Annotated in this window: 23 protein-coding genes; 9 read left to right on the top strand and 14 right to left on the bottom strand. The window is 62.6% G+C overall.

Going from position 1 to position 24235, the window contains the following annotated elements:
* Window positions 1–309: 309 nt before the first annotated feature.
* Entirely contained in the window at window positions 310–1446 is a 1137-nt protein-coding gene (locus Q1M07_RS03160) for a PilT/PilU family type 4a pilus ATPase (protein ID WP_300450582.1), read from the bottom strand.
* A gap of 27 nt (window positions 1447–1473) precedes the next feature.
* Window positions 1474–2520 (bottom strand): type IV pilus twitching motility protein PilT, encoded by a 1047-nt coding sequence (locus Q1M07_RS03155; RefSeq protein ID WP_300450579.1) that lies wholly within the window; start codon window positions 2518–2520, stop codon window positions 1474–1476.
* Between the two features lie 69 nt (window positions 2521–2589).
* Here Q1M07_RS03155 and Q1M07_RS03150 point away from each other — a divergent pair, with 69 nt between their 5' ends.
* From Q1M07_RS03150 to Q1M07_RS03135, 4 genes are read left to right on the top strand one after another with little or no spacing between them, the layout of a single operon-like run.
* Window positions 2590–3279 carry a YggS family pyridoxal phosphate-dependent enzyme gene (locus Q1M07_RS03150; RefSeq protein WP_300450577.1) on the top strand — a complete coding sequence of 230 codons (690 nt, stop codon included), beginning with the start codon at window positions 2590–2592 and terminating at the stop codon, window positions 3277–3279.
* Window positions 3276–4094, top strand: a complete 819-nt coding sequence (proC, locus tag Q1M07_RS03145) for a pyrroline-5-carboxylate reductase (protein WP_300450575.1) — start codon at window positions 3276–3278, stop codon at window positions 4092–4094. Before Q1M07_RS03150 ends, proC begins: the two co-directional genes overlap by 4 nt.
* Window positions 4091–4621 (top strand): YggT family protein, encoded by a 531-nt coding sequence (locus tag Q1M07_RS03140; protein WP_300450573.1) that lies wholly within the window; start codon window positions 4091–4093, stop codon window positions 4619–4621. The genes proC and Q1M07_RS03140 overlap by 4 nt, the downstream gene beginning before the upstream one ends.
* A gap of 3 nt (window positions 4622–4624) precedes the next feature.
* The gene (locus Q1M07_RS03135; RefSeq protein ID WP_300450571.1) at window positions 4625–4915 is read left to right on the top strand and encodes a DUF167 domain-containing protein; all 291 of its coding nucleotides are present in this window, start codon (window positions 4625–4627) and stop codon (window positions 4913–4915) included.
* Between the two features lie 24 nt (window positions 4916–4939).
* On the opposite strand, the gene Q1M07_RS03130 is transcribed toward Q1M07_RS03135, so the two are convergent.
* Genes Q1M07_RS03130 through Q1M07_RS03110 form a run of 5 tightly spaced genes read right to left on the bottom strand, consistent with a single transcriptional unit; the run spans window position 4940 to window position 8704 of the window.
* The gene (locus Q1M07_RS03130; RefSeq protein ID WP_300450569.1) at window positions 4940–6196 is read right to left on the bottom strand and encodes a dihydroorotase; all 1257 of its coding nucleotides are present in this window, start codon (window positions 6194–6196) and stop codon (window positions 4940–4942) included.
* A gap of 3 nt (window positions 6197–6199) precedes the next feature.
* Window positions 6200–7159, bottom strand: coding sequence for an aspartate carbamoyltransferase catalytic subunit (locus tag Q1M07_RS03125; protein ID WP_300450567.1), 960 nt, complete (start codon window positions 7157–7159; stop codon window positions 6200–6202).
* The gene (gene pyrR, locus Q1M07_RS03120) at window positions 7152–7658 is read right to left on the bottom strand and encodes a bifunctional pyr operon transcriptional regulator/uracil phosphoribosyltransferase PyrR (protein ID WP_300450565.1); all 507 of its coding nucleotides are present in this window, start codon (window positions 7656–7658) and stop codon (window positions 7152–7154) included. The genes Q1M07_RS03125 and pyrR overlap by 8 nt, the downstream gene beginning before the upstream one ends.
* A complete protein-coding gene (gene ruvX / locus Q1M07_RS03115) occupies window positions 7645–8151 on the bottom strand; it encodes a Holliday junction resolvase RuvX (protein WP_300450563.1) in 507 nt (168 codons plus the stop codon). The genes pyrR and ruvX overlap by 14 nt, the downstream gene beginning before the upstream one ends.
* Entirely contained in the window at window positions 8144–8704 is a 561-nt protein-coding gene (locus Q1M07_RS03110) for a YqgE/AlgH family protein (RefSeq protein WP_300450560.1), read from the bottom strand. Before Q1M07_RS03110 ends, ruvX begins: the two co-directional genes overlap by 8 nt.
* Window positions 8705–8751: 47 nt before the next feature.
* Here Q1M07_RS03110 and Q1M07_RS03105 point away from each other — a divergent pair, with 47 nt between their 5' ends.
* Window positions 8752–10200, top strand: coding sequence for a deoxyribodipyrimidine photo-lyase (locus tag Q1M07_RS03105; protein ID WP_300450558.1), 1449 nt, complete (start codon window positions 8752–8754; stop codon window positions 10198–10200).
* On the opposite strand, the gene Q1M07_RS03100 is transcribed toward Q1M07_RS03105, so the two are convergent.
* From Q1M07_RS03100 to Q1M07_RS03075, 6 genes are all read right to left on the bottom strand, one after another.
* Window positions 10178–15550, bottom strand: coding sequence for an Hpt domain-containing protein (locus Q1M07_RS03100; RefSeq protein WP_300450556.1), 5373 nt, complete (start codon window positions 15548–15550; stop codon window positions 10178–10180). The two genes, Q1M07_RS03105 and Q1M07_RS03100, sit on opposite strands and share 23 nt — an antisense overlap.
* Window positions 15551–15588: 38 nt before the next feature.
* Window positions 15589–17754: a methyl-accepting chemotaxis protein gene (locus Q1M07_RS03095; protein WP_300450553.1), complete on the bottom strand. Its 2166-nt coding sequence runs from the start codon at window positions 17752–17754 to the stop codon at window positions 15589–15591.
* 72 nt (window positions 17755–17826) lie between these two features.
* Window positions 17827–18339: a chemotaxis protein CheW gene (locus Q1M07_RS03090; RefSeq protein WP_300450550.1), complete on the bottom strand. Its 513-nt coding sequence runs from the start codon at window positions 18337–18339 to the stop codon at window positions 17827–17829.
* A 14-nt stretch (window positions 18340–18353) separates the two neighbouring features.
* On the bottom strand, window positions 18354–18716 hold the full coding sequence (locus tag Q1M07_RS03085) for a response regulator (protein ID WP_300450548.1): 363 nt from the start codon (window positions 18714–18716) through the stop codon (window positions 18354–18356).
* A gap of 48 nt (window positions 18717–18764) precedes the next feature.
* Entirely contained in the window at window positions 18765–19160 is a 396-nt protein-coding gene (locus Q1M07_RS03080) for a response regulator (RefSeq protein ID WP_300450545.1), read from the bottom strand.
* A 104-nt stretch (window positions 19161–19264) separates the two neighbouring features.
* A complete protein-coding gene (locus Q1M07_RS03075; protein WP_300450542.1) occupies window positions 19265–19453 on the bottom strand; it encodes a rubredoxin in 189 nt (62 codons plus the stop codon).
* A 119-nt stretch (window positions 19454–19572) separates the two neighbouring features.
* Between Q1M07_RS03075 and Q1M07_RS03070 the strand changes: the two genes are divergently transcribed.
* Genes Q1M07_RS03070 through hemL form a run of 3 tightly spaced genes read left to right on the top strand, consistent with a single transcriptional unit; the run spans window position 19573 to window position 22331 of the window.
* Complete coding sequence (locus Q1M07_RS03070; RefSeq protein WP_300450816.1) at window positions 19573–20418, top strand: hydroxymethylpyrimidine/phosphomethylpyrimidine kinase; 846 nt, start codon at window positions 19573–19575, stop codon at window positions 20416–20418.
* Window positions 20411–21079 (top strand): thiamine phosphate synthase, encoded by a 669-nt coding sequence (gene thiE, locus Q1M07_RS03065; protein ID WP_300450539.1) that lies wholly within the window; start codon window positions 20411–20413, stop codon window positions 21077–21079. Before Q1M07_RS03070 ends, thiE begins: the two co-directional genes overlap by 8 nt.
* Complete coding sequence (gene hemL / locus Q1M07_RS03060) at window positions 21051–22331, top strand: glutamate-1-semialdehyde 2,1-aminomutase (RefSeq protein ID WP_300450536.1); 1281 nt, start codon at window positions 21051–21053, stop codon at window positions 22329–22331. The genes thiE and hemL overlap by 29 nt, the downstream gene beginning before the upstream one ends.
* Before the next feature lie 75 nt (window positions 22332–22406).
* Here hemL and Q1M07_RS03055 read toward each other — a convergent pair whose 3' ends face one another.
* Entirely contained in the window at window positions 22407–23789 is a 1383-nt protein-coding gene (locus Q1M07_RS03055) for a CorA family divalent cation transporter (protein WP_300450533.1), read from the bottom strand.
* Window positions 23790–24087: 298 nt separating this feature from the next.
* On the opposite strand from Q1M07_RS03055, the gene Q1M07_RS03050 reads away from it, so the two are divergent.
* Window positions 24088–24235 (top strand): KUP/HAK/KT family potassium transporter (locus Q1M07_RS03050; RefSeq protein ID WP_300450814.1); only part of this gene is annotated, 148 nt, incomplete at its 3' end.

Raw genomic sequence — 24235 nt, 5'->3', positions numbered from 1 at the left:
TGGTGGAATGTTTGTGCGATCTGCGAGAAACATTAAGCAACAGTCGTGCCAATTTAGTATTGTATTGATATAATGAATGATGATCGCTTCGGCTGGCCTCTGTCAATCGTCAGCTGTAAAGGCGTCCGACACCTTCGCCGTGCTTGCGCGTGCCCTCGAAGGAGGTGGCCCAGTGCCGCGCCACGCGGGTTTCACGGCAAAGCCAGGATTCGGAGCGATGCTTTCGGGGTGGCGGTGTGCCGCTCTGGTCCGAGCTACCGGTAGGAGGTCGTCCTGCACCGAGGTTCGGCAGGCGCTGGTAACGGTCTGCTAGACGATGTCCAGATGACCGATGCCAGCGGTGAGGTCGCGGTCTTTAGATTCCTTGCCATGCAGCTTGATCTGCAGGCGCAAGTCGTTGAGCGAGTCGGCGTTGCGCAGGGCATCCTCATACTTGATCTGGCCGGCTTCGTAGAGGTCGAACAGCGCTTGGTCGAAGGTCTGCATGCCAAGCTCTCGCGAACGCTTCATGACGTCTTTGATTTCGTGTACCTGGCCCTTGAAGACCAGGTCGGAAATCAGCGGCGAATTGAGCATCACCTCGATCGCCGGTACGCGTCCCCGACCGTCCCGTTTGGGCAGCAGGCGTTGCGATACGAAGGCGCGCAGGTTCAGCGAAAGGTCCATCAGCAACTGGTGGCGACGTTCTTCGGGAAAGAAATTGATGATGCGGTCGATTGCCTGGTTGGTGTTGTTGGCATGTAGCGTCGCCAGGCAAAGATGTCCGGTTTCCGCAAATGCGATGGCGTAATCCATCGTCGCACGATCACGTATTTCCCCCATCATGATGACGTTCGGTGCTTGCCGCAGGGTGTTTTTCAGTGCGACTTCCCAGGAGTCGGTGTCGACGCCGATTTCGCGCTGGGTGACGATGCACTTCTTATGTTCGTGCACGAATTCGATCGGATCCTCAATGGTGATGATATGGCCGTGGCTGTTGCGGTTGCGGTGATCGACCAGGGCGGCGAGCGATGTTGTCTTGCCGGTGCCGGTGCCGCCGACGAATACCACCAGACCGCGCGTGGCAAGCGAGATGTCCTTGAGCACCGGCGGCAACTGAAGCTCGTCGAGAGTCGGCACCACCAGGTTGATCGTCCGGCAGACCACGGCCACACGGCCCTGCTGAACCAGGGCATTGACGCGGAAACGGCCGATTCCCGAGGGCGAGATGGCAAAGTTGCATTCCTTCCTTTCCTCGAACTCTGCGGCTTGGCGGTCGTTCATGATCGAGCGCGCCAGTTCGGCCGAGTGCTGGGGCAGGAGTGGCTGGTTGGAAACCGGCATGACCTTGCCGTCGATCTTGATCGCCGGCGGGAAATGTGCGGTGATGAAAAGGTCGGAACCGTTTTTCTGCGTCATCAAACGCAGCAACTCGTGCATGAACTTGAGTGCTTGATCGTGTTCCATGCTGTCCTTCCGGTTGCGAGGCAAGCCTTAGGCGCCGCCGAAGGTATCCTTGTTGGCCGCCTTGCTGCGTGCTTCACCGACGGCGACGAGGTTTCGCTTGACGAGCTCGAGCAGGCTGTGATCTAGGGTCTGCATGCCGTACTGCTGGCCGGTTTGCAGGGTGGAGTACATCTGTGCGATCTTGTTTTCGCGGATCAGGTTGCGTATCGCCGGCGTGCCGATGAGGATTTCGTGTGCTGCGACTCGACCCTGACCATCCTTGGTTTTGAGCAGGGTCTGCGAAATCACGGCGCGGATCGACTCGGAAAGCATCGAGCGAACCATGTCTTTTTCGGCTGCCGGAAAGACGTCGATGATACGGTCGATAGTTTTGGCAGCACTCGATGTGTGCAGGGTGGCAAACACCAGGTGGCCGGTCTCCGCACCAGTGAGGGCAAGGCGGATGGTTTCCAGATCCCGCATCTCGCCGACCAGGATGACATCCGGGTCTTCGCGGAGAGCCGAGCGCAGAGCATTCTGGAAGGACAGCGTATGCGGTCCGATCTCGCGCTGGTTGATCAGGCACTTTTTCGATTGATGCACGAATTCGATGGGATCCTCGACCGTCAGGATATGGCCGTACATGGTCTCGTTGACATGGTTGATCATCGCCGCCAGCGTGGTAGATTTTCCCGATCCCGTTGGCCCGGTGACCAGTACGATGCCGCGAGGGTATTCCGAGATGTCCTTGAAGATTTTCGGGCAGTTGAGCTCCTCGAGCGTCAGGACTTTCGACGGAATGGTCCGGAAAACCGCGGCCGCGCCGCGGTTTTGAACGAAGGCATTGACGCGAAAGCGCGCCAGATTGGGGATCTCGAAAGAGAAGTCGCATTCCAGCGTGTCTTCGTAGTGCTTGCGCTGGCCGTCACTCATGATGTCGTAGACCATGCCGTGTACGTCCTTGTGCTCCATCGCCGGCAGGTTGATGCGGCGCACGTCGCCATTTACCCGGATCATCGGCGGCAAGCCCGACGAGAGGTGCAGGTCGGAAGCCTTGTTCTTGACGCTGAAGGCCAGCAGTTCGGTGATGTCCATCCGGATCAGTCCTCGGGCGGTGAAGAGGGCAGGGTGTTATACTAGCGACAATCTGCGCGACGCCTGATTATGATCACACTTACCGCCAAGCTGCAAGCCGTTCGCGCGCGAATAGCCCGCGCCGCGCGGCAGTATGGGCGTGATCCAGGTAATGTCGTCCTGCTCGCGGTCAGCAAGACTTGGTCCAGCGCCTGCGTGCGCGAGGCTGCTGCTGCTGGGCAACGGGCGTTCGGCGAGAGCTACCTTCAGGAAGGTTTGGCGAAAATGGCGGAACTCGCTGCGCTGAACCTCGACTGGCACTTTATCGGTGCCCTGCAGGCCAACAAGACGCGTGGCGTGGCCGAAAACTTCGATTGGGTACATTCCCTCGACCGCCTGCACGTCGCCGAACGACTCTCCGCCCAACGTCCGCCGTCACGGCGTCCGTTGTCCGTCTGCCTGCAGGTGAATATCAGTGGCGAAGCCAGCAAGGCGGGTGTTTCGCCTGCCGATGCGCCGGCTTTGGCGCGCGTTGTCGCCGGGTTGCCGGGTTTGCGCCTGCGTGGCCTGATGTGCGTCCCGGCGCCAAGTGACGACTTCCTCGAACAGCGCCACTCTTTCCGCCGGCTGCGGGAGCTTGCGGAACAAATGCAGGCCGATGGTCTGCCGCTTGACACGCTTTCGATGGGCATGTCGCATGACCTTGAAGCGGCGATCGCTGAAGGTGCGACGCTGGTTCGGGTGGGTAGCGCAATTTTTGGCGAGAGACAGAAAGTATGAGAATCACTTTCCTGGGCGGTGGGAACATGGCCAACGCCCTGATCGGTGGCCTGGTGAAGACCGGCTTTGCGGCGGCGGACATCGCCGTGATCGAGTTGGGTGCGCAGGGGCGTGCCAAGCTGCGGCTCGTCTACGGAGTGCGCTGTTACGAGGCGCCGAGCGCCGCGGCGCTGGATTGCGACGCGCTTCTGCTGTCAGTCAAACCGCAGCAGATGCGCGACGCGTGTACGCCGTTGCTCCACCATCTCAAACAGCAATTGGTGATCAGCATCGCTGCCGGGCTGCGCCTTGCCGACGTGTCGCGCTGGTTGGGCGGCTACGGAAAGATCGTCCGCGCCATGCCCAACACGCCGGCGCTGATTGGCGCCGGCATTACGGGACTGTGTGCGATGCCGGCGGTGTCGATGGCCGAGCGATTGGGCGCCGAGCGCATCATGCAGGCCGTTGGCAGTACGCTGTGGATCGCCGATGAGGCTCAGATGGACGCCGTTACCGCCATCTCCGGCAGTGGCCCGGCCTACGTTTTCCTGTTCATCGAGGCTCTTCAGCAGGCCGCCCGGGATCTCGGATTGACGCAGGCGCAGGCGCGTCAACTGTCGATCGAAATGGTACTCGGTGCCGCCAAACTAGCCGCCCAATCCGACGAAGCGGCAAGCGTGCTGCGCGAGCGCGTGACCTCGAAAGGGGGTACCACTGAGGCGGCGCTGCGAACGATGGAGGAACGCGGCGTCAAGGATGGCTTCATCGCCGGAGTTCTCGCCGCCAACGTCCGCGGCCGCGAACTGGGCGAGTTGTTCGGCAAGGACGACGAATGATCGTTGAGGCGGGGCTGTTCCTGCTGCAAGCGCTGACCGGCTTTCTGAGCGGCGCCCTGCTGCTGCGTTTCTACATGCAGGCGTGGCGGGTTTCGTTCAACAATCCGCTCGGTGTGTTCGTCGTCGAACTCAGCAACTGGCTGGTTCGGCCCTTGCGCAAAGTCCTGCCCGGGTTTTTCGGGCTCGATCTGGCGAGCCTGTTGCCAGCTTATCTGTTGCAACTCATTTATGTTCTGGCGGCCTTTTATTGGCGCGGTCACGGCGTCGCATGGTCGTTCGACAGCCTGCTTCTCTGGTGGGCGCTGTTGGCCACCTTGCGCCTCAGTATCTACCTGCTGATCGGCGCTTTGCTGGTGCAGGCCATACTGTCCTGGGTCAACCCGTACTCGCCGCTTGGCCAGCCGCTGGTGCAACTGACGCGGCCCTTTCTGCGTCCGCTGCAGCGCGTCATTCCGCCGATTGGGTCGGTCGACCTGTCGCCGCTGGTTGCCATCGTTCTTGCGCAACTACTTCTGATGTTCCTGTAGTCCATGGCCGAATGGCTAAGCGTGGCGGGTAGTGTAGTCACCCTGACCGTCCACGTTCAGCCTGGAGCGAAAAGGACCGAGGTCGTCGGCATGCATGGCGATGCGTTGAAGGTGCGCCTCGCGGCACTACCGATCGACGGTCGGGCCAACATGGCGTTGATCGATTTGGTGGCACAGCGTCTCGGCTTGGCGAGGTCGGCAGTCGACCTGAAAAGTGGCCACTTGGCGCGCCGCAAGGTATTACATGTCAGCGGTGCGCCAGCAGACGCGCGGCAGAGGCTGCTTGGCCCGTAGCGTTTTCCCAGCGGCGCCTTGCGCTCAGGCTTCGTAGACGATTCGTCCGCCAATCAAGGTCATGCGTACCCGACCCTTGATTTCGCGACCCAGGAAAGGTGTGTTCTTGCCTTGGCTGCGCAAGCCTCCCGGCGTGACCTGCCAAAGCTGATCGGGGTCGAAAAGGCAGATGTCAGCCGGGCAGCCGACGGCGAGCGATCCGGCGTCGATGCCGAGGATCGTTGCGGGATCCGAGGTGATGCGGGCCAGGGCGACGGTCAGCGGCAGTTTCGTCTGCTCCGACCAGAGCAGGGTTAGCGGCAACAGCAGTTCAAGGCCGGTGGCACCGGGAGTCGCTTCGGCAAAGGGCAATTGCTTGCCGTCCGCGTCGACCGGTGTGTGGTCCGAGCAGATGGCCGCCAAGCCGTCGCCGACAGCAGTGCGCAGGGCCTCGCGATCGTTCTGCGAGCGCAGTGGCGGGTCGAGGCGAGCATTGCTGTCGAAGTAGCCGATGTCCACTTCCGACAGATGCAGGTGGTGGATCGCGACGTCACAGCTGACCGGTACGCCCGCCCGCCGGGCAGCGCGGATCAGCTTGACGCCGGCGGCAGACGAGAGGCGGGAGAGGTGTAGACGGACTCCGGTTTCACCGGCCAGTTGCAGGGCGGTCGAGATGGCGACGGTTTCGGCCGACACCGGAATTCCCGTCAGACCCAGTCTTGAAGCCACTTCACCGTCGTGGGCCACACCTTCGCGAGCGAGGAAGTGCTCCTGCGGCCGCAAGCGAACGGCGTAGCCGAAGGTGGCGGCGTACTGCATGGCGCGCAGCAGGAGCTGCGTGTCGATGATCGGGCATTTGGCCTGCGAAAAGGCGATACAGCCGGCACGCGCAAGACCGTTCATTTCGGCCAGCCTGCGACCGGCCAGCTCCTGCGTCAGTGCGCCTATCGGATAGACCCGCGCCAGGCCGAGCATGTCGCTGCGACGGACCAGGCGCTCGACCAGCCCGGGCTCGTCGAGCGGCGGTTTGCTGTCTGGCGGACAGGCCAGCGAGGTCACTCCGCCGGCGACAGCGGCTTGGAGTTCCGCTTCGATGCCGCCCAAGCGGGCCGAAAGATCGACCAGTCCGGGACAAGCGATCAGTCCGCTGGCCTCTATGCGGCGTTGGGCAGTGAAGCCGGCCGGTGCTTGGCCGACGCCAGCGACACGTCCATCGGCAAGGAAAAGGTCGAGTCGCCCGTCTATGCCTTGGCTGGGATCGATCAGGCGGGCGTTCCGGAGGTGCAACAGCGGGTAGCTCATGGCTCAGTTTCCGGCGAGAATGCCCATCACCGCCATCCTGACGGCAATGCCGAACGTGACCTGCGGCAGGATTACCGCCTGCGGCCCGTCGGCGACGTCGGAGTCGATCTCCACGCCCCGATTCATCGGTCCCGGGTGCATCACGATGGCGTCTGGTTTGGCCAGCGCCAGCATTGCTGGTGTCAGTCCGTAACAGCTGAAGTACTCGCGAGCAGATGGCAGCAAGGCACCGTTCATACGTTCGTTCTGCAGGCGCAGCATGATGATCACGTCGCAGTCGCGTAGTCCGGCGCGCAAATCATGGCAGACACGCACGCCCATTTTCTCGATGGCGGTTGGCAACAGGGTCTGCGGCCCGACCGCGCGCAGCTCGGCGGCACCGAGCGTGGTCAGCGCGTGCAGATCCGAACGGGCAACCCGCGAGTGCAGGATGTCGCCAACAACCGCTACCACCAGGTCGTTGAAATCCTTCTTATAGTGACGGATGGTGTACATGTCGAGCAGGCCTTGCGTGGGATGCGCATGGCGTCCGTCCCCGGCATTGACGACGTGCACGTCGCGCCGCCCGAGGCGGTGCAGATGATCGGCGATCAGATGCGGCGCGCCGCTCGCCGCGTGCCTGACGACGAACATGTCAGCGTGCATGGCGACGAGATTGTCCACCGTGTCGAGCAGCGTCTCACCCTTGGCCGTCGACGAGCGCGTCACGTCGAGGTTGATGACGTCCGCCGACAGTCGCTTGGCGGCAATCTCGAAAGTCGTCCGCGTACGTGTCGAATTCTCGAAAAAGACGTTGAAGACGCTCTTGCCACGCAACAGTGGGACCTTCTTGACATCGCGGTGCGAAACCTTGAGAAAGCTGGATGCCGTATCGAGAATATGGGTAATCACTTCGCGTGGCAAACCCTCGATGGACAACAGGTGGGTCAATTCACCGTTGGCGTTGAGTTGCGGATTACGCATTTTCGGCCACACTCCACTGCAGACGCCCATCGTCGTTGGTCGAGAGTATCAGTTCCTGCGACGGATCGAGCGCCACTCGCCAGGGGCAGTAGTCGGCGCAAATCGGTAGCTGTCGCCGGCCGCGGTCAGCCAGGACAGCAAGCTGTATGCTGGCCGGGCGGCCATAATCGAACAGTTCGTTGATTGCCGCGCGCGTCGTGCGTCCCGTGTAAAGTACGTCATCGACGAGGATCAGTGGCCGGCCCTCGACATCGAAAGGGATAGAGCTCGGCTTGACGCGCGGATGAAGGCCGCGTTCGCTGTAGTCGTCGCGATAGAAGGAGACGTCGATTAGGCCGATTTCTTTGTTTAGAGCGAGGCGCTCGCAAAGACGGCGGGCGACCCACACGCCGCCACTGTGGATGCCGACCAGCACCGTGTCTGACCGAAGGTGGGGGCGTATCAGTTCGGCGAGTTCGCTACATTGTGCTTCGGCGTCAGGGAGGTCAATGGTCGGCATCGGTGTGCGCGTGATCAAGAGTGTTAGGTGTGTCGGGCATGTCAAGCCGGGCTGGGCCGCTCATGTCGTCGAAGTAGTTTTGCAGAATCAACTGTGCGGCGACCGCATCGAGGTGTCTCCTGGCGCGACGGGTGTCGTGGCCGCTGGCCAGGAGTCTTTCCTGCGCCTCGAACGAAGAGAGCCGCTCGTCGGCATAGTCGACATCAAGGCCAAAGCGCCCGCGTAACTGCTGAGCGAAGCGCTGGCAGCGGGCGGTCATCGCGTGGTCGGTGCCGTCCAAAGCGGTGGGGCGGCCAACTACCAGATGTGCGGGTCGCCATTCCCGGATCAGCGCGCCGATCGCCGCGAAGCGCTCGGTGACAGCCTCAACCTCGATTGTCGTCAGTGGATGCGCCTGCCTCGTCTGCCATTCGCCAACGGCGACGCCGAGGCGCTTGGCGCCGAAGTCGAACGCGAGCACCGTGCCCTGGTGTCGGCCGATGCGCTCAGGCATGCCCGGCTTCGTCGGCCAGATTGGTCAGGTTGACGCCAAGTAACTCGAGGGCCGAAGCGAGTCGCTCTTCGTAAGGGAGTTCAAACAAGATGCGCAATTCCGCCGGCACGGTTAGCCAGGCGTTTTGCGCAAGCTCGTGTTCGAGCTGACCGGCCGACCAGCCTGCGTAGCCCAGTGTCACCATCAGATCCTGCGGTTGTCCGCTGCGCGCGACCGACTGCAGGATGTCGCGCGAGCTGGTAAGACCGACCTGTTTGTTGACTACCAAGGTCGACTGCCACTGACCGACCGGACGATGAAGGACGAAGCCGCGGTCGGTCTGTACCGGACCGCCGAACAGAACCGGCAGGTGGGCGAAGGCGTCGTCCGCCAGCGGGAGGTCTATCCGTTCGAGAAGTGTTCCCAGACTCATGTCGATCGGCCGATTGACGATCACGCCGAGGGCGCCGCGATCGTTGTGCTCGGCGATGTAAACCAGGGTCCGGGAAAAGTACGAATCTAGCATCGCCGGCATGGCGATGAGAAAATGATCGGTCAGATTGATGCTTTGCATGGCCTTATTCTAATCGGCGGCGGCTGCCGATACAAAGGTAATCCACTTTGGAATCGATTCTAGTGTGGTTCCGGCGCGATCTGCGTGATACCGATCACGCCGCGCTAAGTCAGGCGCTGCGGCGCGGACGGCGGGTGTATTGCGTCTTCGTGTTTGATCGGGAGATTCTCGACCGCCTCGAGCAGCGAGCCGATCGTCGCGTCGAGTTCATCCTCGAGTCGCTCGCCGAACTCGACGCGGCCTTGCGCGCGCGCGGCGGTGGCTTGCTGGTACGACACGGCTGGGCGGTCAGCGAAATCCCGTGCCTGGCCAGGCGACTTGGCGTCGCGGCAGTGTTTGCCAATCGCGACTATGAGCCAGGGGCGAAACAGAGGGACGCCGCTGTCGGAGCGGCGCTGCAGGCGACGGGAATTGCCTTCGAGTCGTTCAAGGATCAGGCCGTTTTCGACGGCAACGACGTGCTTACGCAGGCCGGGCGTCCATACACCGTATTTACCCCTTATCGGAACGCCTGGCTAAGGCGTTTGACGGAAGACGATTGGCGCCCGCATCAGGCTGGGCCCGGGGTTCTGGTTGCCTCGTCGCTGGCTAATGCTCTGCCTTCCTTGACGGATATCGGTTTTTCCCGAACCGACCTGAGGGCGTCGGGCATCGTGCCGGGAATGTCCGGTGGACGTCGGGGGCTGGCCAGCTTTCTCGGGCGCCTAGCGCGCTATCGGGAGCAGCGCGACTTTCCGGCCGTCGATGGAGGATCCTACCTCTCCGTTCATTTGCGCTTCGGGACGCTGTCGGTGCGGTCGCTGGTTGGCGCGGCGGTTGCCGCTGGCGCTCTGCGCGAGGGAAATGGTGGGGCGACTACCTGGCTTGGGGAACTTGTCTGGCGAGATTTCTACTTCATGATTCTCGACCACTTCCCGCATGTCGTCCGCGGCGCTTTCAAACCGGCGTACGACGCGATCGAGTGGGAGAGCGGGCCGGCAGCGGACGAGGCTTTCGCCGCCTGGTGCGCCGGGCGTACCGGCTATCCCCTGGTCGATGCAGCGATGCAGCAACTCAAGCAGACGGGTTACATGCACAACCGCCTGCGTATGCTGGTCGCCTCATTCCTGAGCAAAGACCTGGGAATCGACTGGCGGCTTGGGGAAGCCTACTTCGCTTGCCAGTTGAACGATTTCGACCTGTCCGCGAACAACGGCGGTTGGCAATGGGCCGCTTCCAGCGGCTGCGATGCGCAACCCTATTTCCGCATCTTCAATCCGGTCACCCAATCGGAGCGCTTTGACCCGGCCGGCAAGTTCATTCGCCGCTACCTGCCTGAGCTTGCTGGAGTTCCCGACAAGTTCATCCACGCACCCTGGCGGATGACCCAGCACGAGCAGCAGGCCTGCGCCGTGCTGATCGGTCGCACGACACCTGCGCCACTGGTCGACCATGATCAGGCCAGACGGCGCACCCTAGAGCGTTACGCCGTCGTCAAGACCCGCGCTGTTCCTTGACGTGTTGCGCGACCAGGCGCAGCAGTTCGTCTTCCTGATAGGGTTTGCCAAGATAGTGATTGACGCCCAACTCGAAGGCGTACTGGCGGTGCTTGTCCGCGGTCCGCGAAGTGATCATGACGATGGGAACGGTTCGCAGGCGCTTGTCGGCGCGTACGTTTCGGGTGAGTTCGAAGCCGTCCATGCGAGGCATCTCGATGTCGACCAGCATCACGTCGGGGACCAGGGCGACCAGTTGCTCGAGTGCGTCGACACCGTCCTTGGCGGTTATGATCTGATAGCCTTCACGCGCCAGCAGGCGGCTGGTGAACTTGCGTACGGTCAGCGAGTCGTCGACGATCATCACGGTCGGCAAGGTCGCCGTGACGGAGGCCTCTGCCGTTGGCTGGCGGACGGTCGGTACCGGCACCACTGCCGACGCGCCACGAGTACGACTGGCCAAAGCAACCGGGTTCAGGATCAGCACAACTTGGCCGTTGCCGAGGACCGTCGCGCCATCGACACCGATGACCCGGGCGAGTTGCTGCCCGACGTTCTTGACGACGATTTCCTGATTGCCGAGCAGGCCATCGACTTGCAGTCCGATCCGGCCGGTTCCACTGCGTAACAGGAGAACCCAGTACTGTTGATGCTTTTCGGGCAGCGCGCGGGTGTCGCCGAGGAGGTGGGGAAGGTAGTGGAAGGGATAGGGGTGCCCGGACCAAGTGGCGGCGTTGGCTTCGCGAATGCGTGCCAAGCCTTTTTCCTTGAGATCGAGCACCTGCTCGATCATCGCCGCCGGAATGGCGTACTCGCGATTGCCCGAGCGCACCAGCAAGGCTTTGGTGACGGCGAGAGTGAGCGGCAGATAGAGTCGGAAAGTCGTTCCTTGACCGGCGCTCGAGGCGACTTCGATGCGACCACCAAGGCTTGCCACTTCGCTCTTGAGCACATCCATCCCGATGCCACGGCCGGACAGGCGGGATACCTCGCTGGCTGTCGAGAGGCCCGGGGCAAAGATCAGGTCGACCACGCGCGCGGGATCCGTTGCCTCTTCGCTGGTCAGCAGGCCGGCGGCGAGACCACGTTCCCGCAGGCGGCTCAGGTCGAGACCGGCGCCGTCATCCGAGAAACAAAGAATGATCTCGTTGCCTTCCTGGGCCAGTGACAGCGACAATTCGCCGATCTCCGGTTTGCCTTTAGCCAGACGAAGGTCGGCCGTTTCAAGACCATGTGCGATGGCGTTGCGCAGCATGTGTTCCAGCGGTGCCAACATCTTGTCGAGAACGGTCCGGTCGAGTTCCAACTCGGCGCCACTGATCTCCAGGTTGGCGCGCTTGCCGATCTCTTTGCTCGCCTGTCTGACAATACGGTAGAGGCGATCGGCGATACTGGCAAAAGGGACCATGCGAACGGACATCAGCTCCTGCTGCAGCTCGCGGTTCAGGCGTGATTGCGCGAGGATTGCCGCATTGGCATCGTCGAGATTCTTCAGCAGGCTCTGCTGGGCGGTGGCGACGTCGTTGACGGATTCGGCCATCATCCGCGTCAGTTCCTGGAAGCGTGTAAAGCGGTCGAACTCCAGAGGATCGAAATCGGTGTGGGTATGGTCGGTCAAGGCGGTACGGGATTGCATCTGCAACTCGGCGTGCAGTTCGATATCGCGCAACTGCCGGCGCAGACGGATGACGTTCTCGGTCAGATCGAGCAAGGATCCCTTGATGGCTCGCATCTCACCTTCGATCCGCGAGCGCGCGATCGACAGCTCACCCGCCTCATTGACCAGGCGGTCGATCAGGTCGGCGCGCACACGCAGTACCGCGCGCTGTGCCGCCGCCTCGCTTTCCGCCTCCTGCGCCTCGCGTTGACTGACGGCCGCGCCTCGCTCGCCAGCTGTACCCGCTTCGGCGGTCGCTGACTCCGCTGCCAGCTCCGCTACGGCGTTGTCTGGCACCTCGACGAAGGCGTCGGCCGATTCGCCGCGCTGCAAGCCTTCGACGGTTTGCACGATGACGTCGAACGCGTTGTCGATATCATCGATCAGTTCCGGCGGCGCACTACCCGCACGCTGCGCCTCGGCCATGCGCGTCTCGATGGCGTGCGTCAGCTCGCCGAGGTTCATCGCACCGGCCATGCGGGCACTACCCTTCAGGGTATGAAAGAGACGCGCCAGGCGACGCACGACCTCGCCATCGGTGGGATCACCGCGCCAGACACGCAGTTGCTTCGCAATGCTCTGGTTGAGTTCGACGGCTTCTTCGAGAAACAGTGGTAACAGTTGCTCGTCCAGTTCGTCCTGCAGTGGTGAGACTGCCGCGCCCGTGCCACTCGCCGTCGGCGCCGGCGGGTGGGGAGGGGTCGGCGACGGTGCTGCCTCGGGGGTCGTCAATTCCACGTTTTCGGTTGCGGCTTCGGCCGGCGGCACCGGTGGATGTTCGGCAAGCTGTTCCGGGTAAAGTGTGTCGAGCGCTTCGGCCAGCGCGGGGGCAGCTTCGGGCTCGTGGTCGTCGAGCACATCCGAGAGCATCTGGGCGAGGACGGCGATCGTCTGCCGCACCATCTCAAGTGCTTCGAGGCTGTCCGGCTGCGTGGCGCGATTGCGACGCAGCAAGGCATTCTCGAGAGCGTGACCGAGTCGGTTGACCGCCTCGATGCCGACGGTCGCCGCGATGCCGCCGAGCGTATGCGCGGCACGGTACATCTCATGCCGCGTTTCGGCGCGCGGGTCGCTTTCGAGCAGCGCGAACTCGCGCTGCAGGGTGGCGAGATGGACGGCAGCCTCGGCATTGAAGATCTCGGCCAGGTCCGCCGCCAAGGCCAGTCGAGAACGTGTCGTCCGTGGTTCGTCCTCAACTCGCTCTGGCTGGCTGGCGACCTCGGTCGGCACGGCTTCCGGGGCAGTGGCGGTGGCCGCGGGCGTGACGCTGCTCGGCAGTGACGATTCTGCCGCGGCTTCACGGCCCTGCCTGAGCGCGTCGGCGAAAGCAATCAGTGAGCTGGTGTCCGGGGCACTCCCGCGTCTACTCTTCAGATGCCCGACCCAGGCCAGAAACACTTGGTATCCTTGGCCAAGCAGGTCGAGAAGCGGCGGCGTGACTTCGTGCTCCTGCCGCAGCCAGAGGTTGAGCACTTGCTCTACAGACCACGCTGATTCGCCGAGATCCTTCAGACCGACCATCCGGCCGCTGCCCTTGAGCGTGTGCACCGCACGGCGGAGCGCCGTCAGCACTTCGACATCATGTGGACGCTGTTGCAGCAAGTGGTAGTTCTGAGCCATACCGGCCAGTACCTCGTCGGCTTCGTCGAGAAAGATGCCGAGCAACTCGGCATCGACTTCCTCGGTGGTCGCCTGTGAGAGCTGCAGCGTCTCAGCCGATGGCAGCGGCGTCTCGGCCGCTTGCGGTTTGAGCGTGGCCATTGCTTCGTCGATCTGACGGGCGGCATCACCCCCGGCGGCGAGCGCCGAAAGGGCGTGCTTCGTCTGTTGGCCGAGCTTCTTGTCGGCCACCAGATCGGCGTCTTTTTGCAGTGCGGCGAGATTCTGCTGAACCTCCTGGAGCAAACCGGCATCGGTCGGTTGCTCCTTGAGCGCCGCCAGCAAGCCGTGCGCTTCTCGCTTGTGCTGCTCGATCTCCTGCTCGACGGTCGCCGCCGGCTCGGCTATGGTTGCCGGCCGGCGGGCGGTATCCGCCTGCATATTGTCGACAAAGCTCTCGAAATCAGCCGCGCCGGTCTGCAGCGCGTCGACAAAGAACCCGACCAGCGCCAGTCGATCGGCGACACGGGAAAAATCGGCCTCCTGCGGCAAATAGTTCGGTTCCGAGAAAGCGCTGATGTCGGCCGCGCACTGCCGTACGACGGTTGCCGCGCCATCATGGCGCATCATGGTCAAGGCGCCGACGATCTGCCGCAAGGGCGTTTCCAGGCCGCCGAGATCGGCGGGCTTGTCGGTGTCGCGAAAGAAACCATCGAGCACTTGTTCAATTTGCGCCAGGTTGTTCTGAATCTCCTTGGCGACCTGCCCAATCAGCAGCTTTTCCTGTGCCAGGCGCGACATTTCGTCGAGCAGTGGCAGCTCCGATCCGGGAGGCGGTGGTGTTCCGGCGATGCACGCGCGAAGCCGGTCCACCATGACGTCGACCTGGTGCGAGAAACCGCGGTCGAGGCGCTGTATGTTTTCCTGCGCGTTCTGGGCGAGGAGGATCGCCGTCGCCGTTTCCATGGCCAGGGCTTCGCTATGCCGTGCCGGTGTCTGCGCCAACAGATTGGCAACTTCGCCAATGGCTTGCACCAGGCGACGATAGTCGGCGTGATCCAATTCTTCGACGACGGCCGACAAGGCACTGCTGTTGGCCCGGAAGGCTGGCAAGGCCTGCGTCGTCCCGGCGCAGAACTTGTTCCAGCTCTCTTCGGTGAGTGCGATCGCTTCGCGCAATTGGCGGCGGACGGACTCCAGCGCGACCGGTGTGGCTGGGGCCCCGGGTATCAGTGCCGCGAGCTGATAAACCTCTTTGACTCGTCGCACCGCACGATCATTGCTCGTGGCGCAGCCGACGAGGTAGAGTGCGTCGCGCATCAGGCGCTCGGCAACGTTGCTCGAGCCTTCGAGGAGTCGGCGAATCTGCAGGTCGATGCGGGTGCACAACTGCCTGGCGTCGGCATCCGCCGGCAGCCCGCGCTGGGTCAGGGCGGTCAGGAAGGCGGTGGCGACCCACCAGAAGGCACGTGCCGACGGCAAGTCCTGGATGGCCTCGATACGCTTGACGGCCTCCAGCATCTCCGGAAGGCCGGTGCCGTCCTTCGGTGAGCGCAGCCAGGACAGAAGACCGCGTTGAAAATGCGCCCGCTGCTGGCGCAGGGCGCGTTGTCGCTCGGCACGTTCGATCTGCAGCGGCGGGCCCGGCCGCCGTCCGGGGCCGACGAGCAGATTGGGGAAGAACAGATCGGTGGCGAGAACTCGCTCCTGTCCGCGTGCCAACTGTACTTCCCGATACAATGGCAAGAGGCGCAACGGCTGATTCGGCTGGCCGCCAAGCAGGTCGTCGAGATAATGACGAAGCGCGGCCATCGCCCGTCGCACCAGGTCGACCGAAAGCTGTTCGGCCGGACGTTCCTGTAGTTCCATCGCCTCGAGCAATGATTCCAAGGCCTCGCTGAACTGCGTCACGCCGTCCAAGCCGACGATGGTCAGGGCGCCCTGGACTTGGTGCAGGTGAGTTCGACAGAATCTGAGCTGCGTCAGATCGCCCGCCCCGTCGGCCGTGCTCGCCGTGAACTGTTGCAGCGCCTTGTCGGCGCGCTCTAGCGCGAGGTCGATCTCGCTCTTGACCCAGGTCAGCGGGCCGATGTCGAAGTCCGTCTGGGCGTTCATCGGGGCAAATTCTCCACTCCGCTGATCGGCGCCAGCGCTCAAGACACCTTGAAGCCGGCAACCGATCCCTTCAGTTCGGTTGCCAGAGCGGCCAGTTCGCCGATCGCAGTCGCGGTTTTCTGTGTACCCGCCGTTGTCTGACCAGTGACTAGCAGAATCTCCTGCATCTTGCGCGCCACCTGAGTTGCCGAATCAGCCTGCTGGCGCGTTGCGACGGCGATGTTTTCGATCAGTACCGTCAACGCCTTCGAAACCTCCCCGATCTCGGCCAGCGCCTGGCCGGCGGCGTCGGACAGCCGGGCGCCCTCGACGACGCCACGGGTCGACTCCTCCATTGCCGACACAGTGTCCTGGGTGTCGGTCTGAATCGTCCGGACGATGGCGCCGATCTGCTTCGTCGCTTCACCGGAGCGTTCGGCGAGGCGTTGTACTTCCTCCGCCACCACCGTGAAGCCACGCCCCGCTTCGCCGGCCGATGCCGCCTGGATCGCGGCGTTGAGGGCCAGCACATTGGTCTGTTCGGTAATATCGGAAATCAGCTCGACGATCTCGCCGATCTCCTGCGACGATTCGCCGAGACGCTTGATTCGCTTCGAGGTTTCCTGAATTTGCTCGCGGATCTTGTTCATGCCCTTGATCGAGTCCTCGACCGCCTGAGCGCCCTTGTCGGCCGCGGCGAGCGACTGGCGGGCGACGGTCGACGACTGCTTGGCGTCGCTCGAGACGCTGGTCATCGAACTTGCCATGGCCAGGGCAGATTGCCCCGTCGCCTTGATTTCGTTGGCCTGACGTTCAGCGGCGGCCAGCAGTTCGGTGGATGTCTGCTGTGCGATGCCTGTGGCTTCGGTCACGCGGCTGGCGGCGTCGTTGATGCGGCCGACGAGCACGCGCAGTTCCTCGATGGTGTAGTTTATCGAGTCGGCGATGGCGCCGGTGATGTCTTCTGAGACCGTCGCGGTGACCGTCAGGTCGCCGTCGGCAAGATCTCCTAGTTCGTTCATCAGGCGCAGAATGGCACCTTGATTCTGGCGGTTGAGCGCCTCGGTGGCCTGCCGGCTTTGCTCGGCGGCTTCCGCCTGCCGAACACTTTCGGCGAGATAGGTCCTGGCCAGGAGAAACAGGAGTCCAATGGCGAGCAGAATCAAGGTCACCAAGGCAAGGCCATAGCCGGTACGCTGCATGGTTCCGATCTGATAGCCCTGGGCAAGCTGATTGGTCGCTTCGAGCAGTTCTTCGCTGTCACGGAAAATCTGCGAACCGGCCTGCTTGGCGATTACCAAGCGCTGCATGTTGCCGAGGATTTCGCCGACGGCTGTCCGGTACTCGCCGAAGCTGGCTTCGAGTTCACTCAGCTTCTGCTTCGTGTCCGGGTCTGTCGAAGCCGTGATCCGTAGCGTATCGCTCCCTTTGGCGAGGCCGCGCAGTAAGTCGCGAAAGGTATTCGTATCCTTGCCGAGGAGAAAGGCGATTTCCGGGTCGATCGCATTGCCGACCAGCAGTGCGCTGGCGTTCTTGGCGATTCTTTGCGTTAGCATCACGAGCTGGTTGGCGGCAGCAATTTCCCGGATGCTGGCGTTGCCCTGCAGTTTGAGCGCCGCGATTTGCTCCGACAGTTCGAGAAGCTGCGGGTTCTTGTCGTTGATGGACGCTACGTCCTTGCCGAGCGAGACGAGGTTCGTTTCCATTTCGAGCAGCCGCAGCGCGCTCTTGTCGGTCTTTTCCCACGTTTGCGCCAGTGACTGCAACTGCGACTGGAGGGCATCTGGGGAAGGCGGCACTCGCGTTGCCGCCAACTCGCCGCCGTTGGTCAATCCCTCTAGGTTGGCCGCGAAGCTGTCACGCGACTCCCGGAGCTGCTTGAAAGCCGCGGGGTCGCCCAGCAGGGCCAGGCTGGAAGCTTTCGCCAAGCGTTGCGAAAGCATTCGCATGTCGCCGGCGGCGGCAATATAAGCGGTACCGTAAGTCGCCTGCCGGCTGTCGCGATAAACCACGGTCGCGATCAGCAGCATCACGACGAGCAGCGCGCCGCCGAGAATCTGCAGTTGTTTGGCGACCGGATACTTGCTCAACAGCGCGGACATGAGGTTGCTCCTGCCCGGGCCTGTCGCTGCCTTCGGGTCGGCCGCCGCACGCACCACGAGAGTCTCCCCTGCCGGGTCCGCCTTGCGGGACAGGAAAGCGGGCAACTTGGGTTTGAACGTCATCTTGCTTCTCCGGTTACGCTTTCTCGACGGTGGCAGTGACGGTCGTCGAGTACTGCCTGATACCAAGGCGGATCAAACGCCGATGTCCATGAATTTGTCGTCAGCCAGCAGATCACGCACCCTGAGTTTCCTCCAGCGCCGTCCTTCGTTGTCGGTATAGGCTTGGTGCGCCCAGACCGGCGCCTGAGGATCGGGCGGCTCGGCGTTCAGGGCTTCGATGTTGCGTAGGCCGATCATTCGGGTTACCAGCAGGGCCGCGTTGCTGCCATGGCGGGTGCCGATCAAAAGCAACCTCGAGCTGCCGTTACGGGGCGTGGCTTCCTTACCGAGAAAGGCCGATAAATCGACTACCGAGTACAGGTTGCCGCGAATATTGACGATGCCCGCGAACCACGGTTTCGTCAAGGGAACGTCGGTGAGCGGCGATAAGGGAACGATTTCGCCCGAGTCCGCCAGGTCGACCAGCCAGTAATCCGATCCTGCCTGCAGACCGAGCAATCCGGCGGAACTTCGATCGCTCGTTCCGGCAAGCCGCGCCGCGAGGTAGGACTGGAATTCGTGCAGCCGGATCTTCTTCTTGCTCATGCTCGCGCTATCGCTCAGAGCGCGGCGATCTTGGCCAGCAGCTCCTGGCCATTGACCGGTTTCACCAGGTAGTCGTGCGCACCCTGTCGCAGGCCCCAGATCTTGTCGGTTTCCTGTCCCTTGGTGGTAAACATGATGACCGGAATGCTGCGCGTCGTCTCATGCCGAGTCAGGGTTCTGGTGGCTTGGTAACCGTTGAGGCCCGGCATGACGACATCCATCAGGACCAGATCGGGTAGTTCGCTCTTCGCCTTGGCAATTCCTTCTTCGCCGTTTTCGGCGGTAATCACCTCATAACCGTTGCTGCTCAGCAAGGTTTTCATCACGTGCCGCTCGGTCGGCGAATCGTCAACGACGAGAATTTTCTTGATCGTCATGGCCTGTAGCTCCCTCGACTGGCTATCGGTCAACGCGTTTCGCTACGCTCAGTCAGACGGCGGCGCGAAAGCGGCGACCGTCTGCAGCAGGCTGTCTTTGGTAAATGGCTTGGTCAGGTACTGATCTGAACCCACCATGCGACCGCGCGCGCGATCGAACAGGCCATCCCGTGACGACAGCATGATCACCGGCGTCGAGCGGAAACGTTGGTTCTTCTTGATCAGGGCGCAGGTCTGGTAGCCGTCGAGCCGCGGCATCACGATGTCGCAGAAAATGACTGCCGGCTGGTGATCGGCAATTTTCGCCAGCGCATCGAAGCCGTCCTCGGCAAGCAGCACCTGACAACCAGCCTGCACAAGGAAAATCTCCGCGCTGCGCCGTATCGTGTTGCTGTCATCGATGACCATGACCTTGACGCCGCGCAGGTTTGCCGCTTCAGCCACTTGTCTCCTCCAGAGTGTCCCAGGTGCTTATTCTACGAGTCCCGCGAAACCGGCATGATTCGCCTGCGCGTCAATTCTATACCGCATTGTCTTGCTCATTGTCTTCATATTTCGACTATTTCGAAGTCTTCCTTGCGCGCGCCGCACTCCGGGCATGTCCAGTTGATCGGTACATCGGCCCATCGCGTTCCCGGAGCAATGCCTTCGTCGGGCAGTCCCGCCGCCTCATCATAAACGAAGCCGCAGGTCAGACACATCCAGGTACGATAGGGCTGGTCACTTGCTGTGTTCATGGTGGCTGTCGATTTTCGGTTAGAATCGTGAGAAAAAGCGGGGATTCTAGCCAAACCCTTCTCTCGCTGCCAAGATTTTCTTTTCGGACAGAAATGTCGGCCGAGGTCAGTCTGCCTTGATCACCCCCCATCTTGCTTGCCTACCACCTCTCGTATTGACTTTTTCCGCTGCTGACCCTTCGGGCGGGGCAGGGTTGCAGGCGGACGTCCTGACCATTTCGGCGCTTGGCTGTCACCCGCTGAGCGTGGCGACGGCGATCACGGTTCAAGATACGGTCGGCGTCGCCGGGATCATGGCCGTACCGGCCGATTGGGTCGCGCGGCAGGCGCGGCGGTTGCTGGCCGACATGCCGGTCGCCGCCTTCAAGATAGGTCTTTTGGGTAGTGTCGAGAATATCGCGCTGATCGCCCAGATCATCGCTGAATACCCGGGCATACCGCTGGTCCTCGACCCGATTCTGGCGTCGGGCCGGGGCGATGAACTGGCCGACCGGAAGATGATCGCGGGCCTACGGGAACGGTTGCTGCCCTTGACCACGGTTCTGACGCCGAACACCCTCGAAGCGCGTCGCTTGTCCGCGGGCGACGAGGAAGATCCTGCCGTCGTGTTGCCGCTCGCCGAATGTGCGCGGCGCCTGTTGGACTTTGGTTGCCGGCATGTGCTGTTGACGGGCACGCACGCGAGGAGCGAGCAGGTCGTCAATCGCCTCTATGAGCAGCGCTCTGGCCTGTTGCGCCAGGACGTCTGGCCACGCTTGCCCGGCGAATACCATGGTTCGGGCTGCACCCTGGCGGCGGCTGTGGCCGCTTGTCTGGCGACCGGAATGCCTGTCGGCGAGGCAGTGCGGGCGGCTCAGGAGTATACATGGCAGTCGCTGGCCGCTGCTTTCCAGCCTGGAGCGGGGCAGTGCATTCCGGATCGCAACTTCGAGTTGCGCGCTCGCCGTGCGGCTCGAGATGAGTGACTCCGCTCGGCACGCCTTGCGCGGGCTTTACGCGATCACCCCGGACGGTTTGGCGGCGAAGGATTTGCTCGCCCGCGTCGAGGCGGCCCTGAGGGGTGGTGTAAGCTTGGTCCAATACCGGGAGAAGAGCGGAGACGCACGCCGACGCGCGGAACTGGCACATGCGTTGCAAAGCTTGTGCCGGCGATTTGGCGCTCGCCTCATAGTCAATGACGATCTGCGCTTGGCGCTGGAGATCAATGCCGACGGCGTGCACCTCGGAGCTTCCGACGGTGATCTCGGAGCCGCGCGACAAGCTCTGGCACCGGGTTGCCTGCTTGGTGCTTCGTGCTACGCCGACTTCGAACGGGCCCGCCGCGCGGCGGCGGCGGGGGCCGATTATGTGGCCTTCGGAGCCGTTCATCCTTCGTCGACCAAGCCGCTGGCGGTACCGGCACCGCTTTCCCTGTTCCATCGTTGCCGCGTCGAACTCGGTGTGCCGGCTTGCGCCATCGGCGGGATCACCGTGCGCAACGCGGCACCGCTGCTCGCTGCCGGCGCGGATTTGCTGGCCGTCGTGGCCGACCTCTTCGAGGCGGAAGATATCGCCGCCCGGGCAGCTACCTACCAACAACTTTTTGAGGAAGCCTCGCGTGATCTCCCGCAATCAGCAACTCTTTGAACGCGCCCAGCAGTTCATTCCGGGCGGCGTCAATTCGCCGGTCAGAGCTTTTCGTTCGGTCGGCGGTACACCGCGCTTTTTCGTCGCCGGTCTGGGGCCACGCGTTACCGATGCGGACGGCAAGAGCTATGTCGACTACGTCGGTTCCTGGGGGCCGCTGATCGTCGGACACGCCCATCCCGAAGTCGTCGCTGCCGTACGCGACGCCGCGCTTCGTGGACTATCCTTCGGCGCGCCAACCGAGGGCGAGGTCGACTTGGCCGAGCTGCTTTGTAGGTCGATGCCGGCGCTCGAGATGGTCCGCCTGGTAAGTTCCGGGACCGAAGCGACGATGAGCGCCATTCGCCTGGCGCGCGGCTATACGGGGCGCGATCTGTTGATCAAGTTCGAGGGTTGTTATCACGGCCACTCGGACAGCCTGCTCGTGAAAGCGGGCTCCGGGATGCTCACTTTCGGTCACCCGAGTTCGGGCGGTGTGCCGGCCGATCTGGCGCGGCACACGCTGGTTCTCGACTACAACGATAGCGAGGGACTCGAAGCGGCGTTTGCGGAGCATGGTTCGCGGGTCGCGGCGGTGATCGTCGAAGCGGTGGCAGGCAACATGAACCTGATTGCGCCGCGGCCGGCCTTCCTGTCGGCCATGCGCGAGCTGTGCAGCCGCTATGGAGCGGTGTTGATTTTCGATGAAGTGATGACGGGTTTTCGCGTCGGCGGGGGAGGCGCACAAGGCCTCTACGGCATCACGCCCGACCTCACCACACTCGGCAAGGTAATCGGCGGCGGAATGCCGGTCGGCGCTTTTGGCGGTCGGCGCGAGATCATGGCCAAGGTGGCGCCGTTGGGTCCGGTGTACCAGGCAGGCACCTTGTCCGGCAACCCGGTGGCGGTCGCCGCTGGTTTGGCGACCTTGAAACTCGTACACGCTCCGGGATTCCATGAACGGCTGGCGCGGCTGACCCGGCAGCTCACTGACGGGCTGGCCGCCGCCGCCGCCAAGCATGGCGTAAGCTTTTCGGTACAATCGATAGGCGGCATGTTCGGGCTGTACTTCCGCGACCAGTGTCCGCAGACCTACGCCGAGGTGATGTCGTGCGACAGGGAGGCTTTCAATCGCTTCTTCCACGGCATGCTCGCTGCCGGTCACTACTTTGCTCCCTCGGCTTTCGAAGCCGGTTTCGTTTCCGCCGCACATGGCGAGGCCGACATCGCGGCGACCGTGGTGGCGGCTGAAACGGTTTTCGCTGCCTGGTGATCTTGCTTTTGGAGCGACCGGAACTGTCGCCGCCGGCGCGGTCCGACGGCGCTCTTCAGGGCACCCGGCAAGCGCTTACAAGGAGCCGCCGTGGCTCCTGCTGCGTGTCTTGCGATTCGAGAAGAAGCGCAGTCCTGCATAGGTCAGGCCGCCGACGGCGATCATCGCGACAAAAAAGCTGGAATAGGCGATCGGCCAGGGAATGCCTTGTGTCATCATCGAGAACTCGGACATGCCGCCCATGCCGGCCAGCACGTTGATCGGCATGAAGACCACGCTGAGGATCGTCAGGCGTTTGATGTCCTTGTTCTGGTTGATGTTGATCGCGCTGTCGGTGGCATCCATCAGGAAGTTGATCTTGTTGAACAGGAAAGCTGTGTGGCCGTCCAGCGATTCGATGTCACGCAGGATCTCGCGTATGTCGTTGTGCTGCAACTCGGAAAGCACCTTGCCGCGCAGGAGAAAGGACAGCGCGCGCCGCGTGTCGAGGACGCTGCGCCGGGTGCGTCCGTTGAGGTCTTCCGCTTCGGCGATCGCCGCGAGGATCTCCGCCGCCTCGGCGTCGCTGATGCGCGATCGCAAGACCTGCGTACCGACCTTCTCCAGCCCGGCATAGACATCTTCGAGCGCGTTCGCCGAGTACTCTACGTCCGCGGCGTACAGGTCGAGCAAGACATCCTTGCCGTCCGTCACGTAACCCGGGCGTGTGCGGGCGCGCGCCCGTTGCAGACGGAACACCGGCAGTTCCTCGCTGCGCACGGTGAACAGAATCTCGTTGTGCAGGATCAAGGCGACCGGGACGTTGCGCGATTCGTCGCGCGTGTCGAGCAGGAAATCGGAGTGCAGATGGACCTCTCCGTCATCCTCGACATAGAAGCGAGCGCTCGCCTCCAGGTCGGTCAGGCTGCCCGGATCGGGAATCTCCACGTCATAGGCGTCGCCGATCCAGCCGCGGATTTTCTTGGTTGGCGCGATGAGATCTATCCAGATCGGGTTGATGCTCTCGAGATCGTCGGGGCTGCTGATCGCGATCTGGCGCAGCCGGCCATCGCGCAGCTCGAACGCGGTGATCGACATTTTTTCGTTGCGGTAGTGGCTATCGTCGATCAGCTCCTCGAGAACTTCGTCCGGCAGTAAGGCGAGAATCGGGTCGGCGCCTTCCTTGACCTCGTCCCAGACGACCAAGCGTTCGTTGGAATCGAGCGCTTCGATGATGTAGGCCACTTCTTTGGCCGGCATCAGCTTGAGCTTTTGCCGTAGTTCCCGACGATACTGCTGCTGGATCCCGGCGCTAGCCTCGTCGAGGTTAGACGTACCTTGTTCGCGTACCAGTGGCGCCACGAGTTCCTCCACCCGTTTCTGCAGCGAAAGCAGAGAACGCACCTCACTCAGGTGGACGTCGGCGAGTCCCTGTTGCAGCATTTCCGGCGTCGTCGGTTTTCTGGCCTGCTCGTCCACGGTATCGACTCCCTGATGATGAGGTGGCTGGAGGAAGCGCGCGATTGTACTCCCGGAAGCTGAGGTAGACTTCCCGAATTGGCGCCTATTTCGGCGCTTGAAAAGAAATGCAACAGATTTCGCAGACTTCTCGAGCGACAGCCGTCGGTCGTTGGGGAGAAGTCGGAGATCCTGCGGCGGCCTCGCCGACAGGTGATCGTAGGCGATCGATCTGGGCGACGATACCCGGCGGTACGGCCGACGCTCGGGCAAGTGGCACAGGGGCATTCACCCGAGCAAGTGCTTTTCCGGAGGTACCATGGCAGAAAGGAAGGAGTCGGGCGGCGAGCATTCCGGACTGGCGGGGACGGCGCTGGCGGCGATGGGAGTGGTTTTTGGGGATATCGGGACCAGTCCGCTGTACACGATGAAGGAAGTGTTTGGTGGTCACCATCCGTTGTCGGTGA

The organism is Accumulibacter sp. (assembly GCF_029255285.1).
In the GTDB taxonomy this organism is placed as follows: Bacteria; Pseudomonadota; Gammaproteobacteria; order Burkholderiales; family Rhodocyclaceae; genus Accumulibacter.
This window is presented reverse-complemented; position numbering and strand designations above follow the sequence as displayed.